We start from the raw sequence: 5,499 nt of genomic DNA on the forward strand, positions 1-5,499 counted from the left end.
GTGTCACTCGGTGTGAGGCGTTCGGCGACGACGACGCTCCCCGTCGGCAACGACGAGAGGTCGGTCCGTTCGGCGTCGGAAAGCACGCGCACGAGTCTATCGCGGATGTCGCGTAGGTCATCGGCGCGTTCGCCCATGCGTCCGCCCATGTTCTCGAACTGCTCGACAAACGACGAGAACGTCTCCTGAACGGCGTGTTCTGCCGGAAGTCCACCCTCGATAGCGTCGGCGACGCCGTCGGTTATCTGCGGGTCGTTGAGAAACTGGATATGCGCGTCGAAGACCGCGGCTTCCTCTTTTCCGACCCGGTCGGCAGTGCGCGCTCGCTCGGTTTCGAGTTCGTCTTCGGCGGCTTCGCGGGCGTCTTCGAAGCGGGCCAGTTCGGCCTCGGCGTCGATATCTTCCGGTTCCGGTGGCTCCGGGAGGTCCGCGTCCGGGCGATACCAGACGACTGTCCCGACGCCCGAAAGCGGGGTGACACCGATACCGGAGAGGGTTCGTTCGTCCATAGTTACTGTTTGGCTTCGGGCGTAGAAAGGATAGCTTCGAGTGCGTCGAGTGTTGCTTCCGCGTCGTCGCCCTCGGCGACGAGCCGAACGTCTTCGCCGGCGGCAACGCCGAGTCCCGTCACGGCGAGCATGCTCGCGGCGGGTGCGAGGCCGTCCGAGTCAGCGCGGCCGAGTTGCACGTCGGCGTCGAACTCGTTCGCCGTCTCGACGAACTTCGAGGCGGGCCGGGCGTGAAGCCCGTCTTCGGGGACGACGGTGACGATTCGCTCCATCAGGCGACCACCTCGCCGAGCACGTCTTGGACCGTCTCTTTGCGCTCTGCTTCGAGGAGTTTCTCGCGTACGTCTTCGTGCATGAGCGACCGCGAGAGTGCGCTCAGAATCTGCAGGTGGTCTTCGCCGCCTTCGGCGGGGACGAGAATCATAAACAGGAGTCGCGCGGGCTTGTCGTCCATCGCGTCGAAGTCGATTCCCTCGGTCGACCGACCGAACGCGACTGTCGGTTTCGAGACGGCGTCGGTCTTCGCGTGCGGGATGCCGATACCGAATCCGACGCCGGTCGTCGCCTCCTCCTCGCGTTCGAGGAGGGCGGTGAGCGCAGCCTCTCGGTCGTCGACGCGGCCGGCGTCGACAGCCAAATCGAGGAGGAACTCGATGGCTCCCTCCTTCGTCGCCGGTGGCTCTTCGAGTGAGATCAATTCGAGCGGTGTGATGGTGCTGATATCTGCTACGTCCATGGTGCTTCGTTCGAGTATGGAAAGATTGGTTTCGTGTGGTCAGTCGTCGGAACTCTGTGCCGCGATTTTCGCGTCGAAGTTCGGCTTGATGGCCGTCGCGATGGCCGCCGTCACGAGCGAACCGAGCAGGATACAGCCGACGAACGCGAGGGGCTGGTTCGACAGCGGAACGACGAAGATGCCACCGTGAGGAGCGGGCATCGTCACGCCGAGCGCCATCGAGGCCGCACCCGCGACGGCGCTTCCGGCGACGACACTCGGGATGATGCGGGCCGGGTCAGCGGCCGCGTAGGGAATCGCCCCCTCGGTAATAAACGAGAAGCCGAGGAGAACGCCGCTTTTGGCGTTCTCGTACATCTCAGCGGCGTACTTCTGCGGCGCGATGAAGTTCGACAGTGCGAGGCCAATCGGCGGGACCATCCCCGCAATCATGACCGCCGCCATCGGTGCCGTGACGCCCTCAGAGATCAGACCGACAGAGAACACGTAGGCGACCTTGTTGATGGGACCGCCCATATCGGAAGCCATCATCGCACCGAGAATCGCGCCGAGGACGATGGCCTGTCCGCCGCCCTGCATATTGCTCAGGAAGTCCGTGAGTCCCGCGTTCGCGATGGAGATAGGGACGCCCAGCACGAACAGCATAATTGGCGTGAGCACCGCCGTCGTCGCGACCGGAATGAGGAGCACGGGCATCATCGGTGCGATAAACTCCGGCACGTTGCGCTGCTTGAACCAGCGCGCGACGATGCCGGCGAGGAACCCGGCCACGATTGCGCCGAGGTATCCGGCACCGGCAGAGCCACCCTGAAGGCCGATAACGTCACCGGCCGCTTTCAGGACGTTCCCCTGCTGAATGATGTACGAGAGAATGAACCCCGGTGCAAGTCCCGGCCTGTCGGCGATGGCGTACGCGATGTACGCGCCGAGCACCGGGACCATGAGCGTCAGGCCCGCGACACCGATTTGTGCGAGGAACCAGCCAGGGGTACCCGTGCTCTCGAACACGTTCCGTACGTTGTTCGAGAACGAGGCGACAGCGTAGCCCAGTGCAAGGAAAATGCCGCCAATCGTTACGAACGGGATCATAAACGAGACCCCAGTCATGAGGTCCTCCTTCACCGACGTGAGGTAGGACCGAACCGCGTCTTCTGCGTCGTTTGCCATAGTGTTGCCAACCCTCTGCAGAAACGTACGTAAATATACTCAAAAATCCTTTCGAATACGAATATTTCTGTTCGTTTTAGTTGTTAATAAATACCAGCTCGGGAATTTACCGCCGCCGTACAGTGGTTACCTCGATGCGCGTTTCGTTCGTGAGTACGCCGTCGAGGTCCGGAACCCGTGTTCCGGCGACACTAACGACGCGGGCGGCGGTCAAGATTCCCATGCGAAGCGCGTCTGCGTCGTCCAATCCGTGTTCGCGGGCCGCGATGAACCCCGAAAGAATGGCGTCGCCAGCGCCGACAGTATCGACGACCTCGACGTCGGCCGCGGGTGCTGACAGGACTTCGTCGTCGGTGACGAGAAGCGCTCCGTCGGCTCCGAGTGACGCGAGTACGTACTCGAACCCGCGGTTTTGGAGCTCTTCAGCGGCTGCAACCGCGTCTTCGTCGGTTTCGATGGTTCGCCCCGTCGCCGCCGCGAGTTCCGAGCGATTGGGTTTGCAGACGAAGTAGTCGGCTTCGAGGTCGGAAAGAGACTCACCGCCCATGTCGACTGCGGTTCGCCAGTTCCCTGCGCGAGCGAGTCTATCGACCGCCGAGAGCGACATTCCCGGAGGAAGACTCCCGCCCACGAGGAGCGTGTCCGGGTCGTTTGCTTGCACCGTTTCGACGAGTTCGTCCACGTGGGCTGCACGAATCTGCGGGCCGTTGTGATTGAGTTTGTATTCGCCGTCCTCGGCGAGCACGGTCGTGTTCAGACGCGTGTCGTCGTCGATGGCCACGAAATCAGCGGAGACGCTGTCGGCATCGAGGCGGTCACGAACGAATTTTCCGAAGTGGCCGCCGAGAAACCCGGTTGCGGCCGCGTCGACGTCGAGTGCCGAGACGTACTTGGCGACGTTGATGCCCTTTCCACCGGCGGTGAACACCGCGTCGTCGGTTCGGTGGACGACGCCGGTTTCGAGCGGTTCGTCGAAGTGAATCGTGTGGTCCACCGCGGGATTCGGGGTAACGGTGAGAATCATTGCCCAGCCCCATCGGCGACATCGACACCTGCACTTTCGATAGCCTCGCGGGTCCCCTCCTCGAGTTCACCGTCGGTGATGAACAGGTCGATGTCTCCCAGCGGGGCGAACTGGACGAAGCTTCGACGACCGAGTTTGGACACGTCGGCGACGAGGACGACCTTCTCGGCCTTTTCGACCATCAGCTCTTTCATCCGCGCTTCGTCCTCGTTCGGCGTGGTGAGCCCGGAGTCGGCATCCAGCGCGTTCGTCCCGAGGAAAAGCAGGTCGAAGTTCGTCCGCTGCGTGAACGATTCGGCGGTCGGTCCCACGAGCGCCTTCGTTCGCCGCCGGAGCGTCCCGCCGGTGAGTTTGACCTCGTTGTCGTCGTCGTTCAACTCGACTGCAAGCCGCGGCGAGTTGGTGACTCCCAAAATCGTGCCGTCTTTGGGAACCTTCCGAGCGACTTCCATCGTCGTCGTCCCCGCGTCGAAGAAGACGACCTGACCTTCGGCCAGTTCCTCGACCGCTCGGTCGGCGATTGCGCGTTTTCCTTCGAGATTCTGTACTTCCTTTTGCCCGTAGGTTTGCTCGCGGCCGACGGAAGTCACGGGAACGGCTCCGCCGTGCGACCGTTCGATGAGTCCACGGGTTTCGAGTTCACGCAAGTCACGGCGTATTGTCGCCTTCGAGTAGCCCAGATTCTCGGAGAGGGATTCGACGGAACGGCCATCAGAATCGGCGACGAGTTCGACGATACGGCGTTTGCGCTCTGCTGGTAACATCGATAGCGGTACCTCGTTAGGTGGATGGTACGTCGGCGGGTAGTGTTAATTGTTTATGTTGGAATACGCCTGTATATGTTCGCGATTGGCGGATTACACACAGGAACGAAAACAACAGTGCGTGAATTCGAAACTGAACGAGAAACGGAACAGGGAAACGAGCGAGAGGGCGGGAAGCGACCGAGAAAGGAGCGAGAAAAGAGCAGAAAAGAGACGAAGCCCGCCTGTCGGAGGAGTGGGCAGGGGCAACTGAATCCGAACAGGGGCTTCGTCGGGACAGGACACACCGAACCGATTGGAGTAGTTGGCTACACCGAACCGGTTGTTTGTTGAGGGTTTCGTTAGACCCGACCGAGTTTTCGAGTTTAGAGGCGGTCGATAACCGCCGCGGTTACGTCCTCCGTGGAGGCGTCGCCGCCGAGGTCCGGCGTGCGCGGACCGTCCGCGAGAACGCCTTCGACAGCGGCACGGACCCGGTCTGCCTCGTCTTCGTAGTCGAGGTAGTCCAAGAGCATCGCCGCCGAGAGGATGGTCGCCGCTGGGTTGGCGATTCCTTCGCCCGCGATGTCGGGTGCGGAGCCGTGGACCGGTTCGAACAGGGCGCTATCCGGGCCGATATTGGCCGACGGAAGCAGACCGAGACCGCCGACGAGTCCGGCCGCGAGGTCCGAAAGCACGTCGCCCGCGAGGTTCGGACAGACGATGGTGTCGAACTGCGTCGGGTCGAGACAGACGCGCGTCGCGAAGGCGTCCATGAGGACTTCCTCGACCTCGACGCCGCGTTCGTCGGCGACGGCGACGACGGCGTCGCGGAATCGACCGTCGGTCTCTCGCATCACGTTCGCCTTGTGGGCGACCTGGAAGCTACCGCCCTCGCCGCCGACGTAGTCGCAGGCGTACTCGGCGAGTCGCTCGGACGCGGACGTGGTGACCACGCGCGTGAGCGTCGAGAGGTCCTCAGAGAGGCGGTCTTCGTGGCCCGAGTAGACGCCCTCGGTGTTCTCCCGGAGGAAGACGAGGTCCGTCTCCGGGCGCAGGGCGTCCACGCCGGGGTAGGCTTTCGCCGGGCGGACGTTGACGAACGAATCGACAGCCTCCCGAAGCGGGAGGATGACATCCGCCGCCGTCTCGCCCGCGGCCCCGAACAAGGTTGCGTCGGCCTCGGCCGCGAGGTCGTAGGTCTCCTGCGGGAGTGCCTCGCCGGTCTCTTCTTTCACGTGGTCGCCGGCGTCGGCTTCGACGAACTCGAAGTCGCCGACCGCTTTCAGTACGTCCACGGCAGCCGGGACGACCTCCGCC

Annotated in this window: 7 protein-coding genes; all 7 read right to left on the reverse strand. The window is 62.9% G+C overall.

Going from position 1 to position 5,499, the window contains the following annotated elements; translation table 11 throughout:
- On the reverse strand, positions 1–509 hold a 509-nt coding region (locus QT222_RS07440), incomplete at its 3' end, for a phosphoenolpyruvate-utilizing N-terminal domain-containing protein (protein WP_491476792.1).
- 2 nt (positions 510–511) lie between these two features.
- Entirely contained in the window at positions 512–781 is a 270-nt protein-coding gene (gene ptsH1, locus QT222_RS07445) for a phosphocarrier protein HPr (RefSeq protein ID WP_004056893.1), read from the reverse strand.
- Complete coding sequence (gene ptfA, locus QT222_RS07450) at positions 781–1,245, reverse strand: fructose PTS transporter subunit IIA (RefSeq protein ID WP_004056892.1); 465 nt, start codon at positions 1,243–1,245, stop codon at positions 781–783. The genes ptsH1 and ptfA overlap by 1 nt, the downstream gene beginning before the upstream one ends.
- Positions 1,246–1,284: 39 nt before the next feature.
- On the reverse strand, positions 1,285–2,412 hold the full coding sequence (gene ptfC, locus QT222_RS07455) for a fructose PTS transporter subunit IIC (protein ID WP_004056891.1): 1,128 nt from the start codon (positions 2,410–2,412) through the stop codon (positions 1,285–1,287).
- A 106-nt stretch (positions 2,413–2,518) separates the two neighbouring features.
- Positions 2,519–3,436, reverse strand: a complete 918-nt coding sequence (gene pfkB / locus QT222_RS07460; protein WP_491476793.1) for a 1-phosphofructokinase — start codon at positions 3,434–3,436, stop codon at positions 2,519–2,521.
- Complete coding sequence (gene glpR, locus QT222_RS07465) at positions 3,433–4,200, reverse strand: HTH-type transcriptional regulator GlpR (protein WP_491476794.1); 768 nt, start codon at positions 4,198–4,200, stop codon at positions 3,433–3,435. Before glpR ends, pfkB begins: the two co-directional genes overlap by 4 nt.
- 365 nt (positions 4,201–4,565) lie before the next feature.
- Positions 4,566–5,499, reverse strand: a 934-nt coding sequence (leuB, locus tag QT222_RS07470; protein WP_491476795.1) for a 3-isopropylmalate dehydrogenase, incomplete at its 5' end; no start/stop codon positions are given.

The organism is Haloferax sp. s1, from assembly GCF_058382125.1.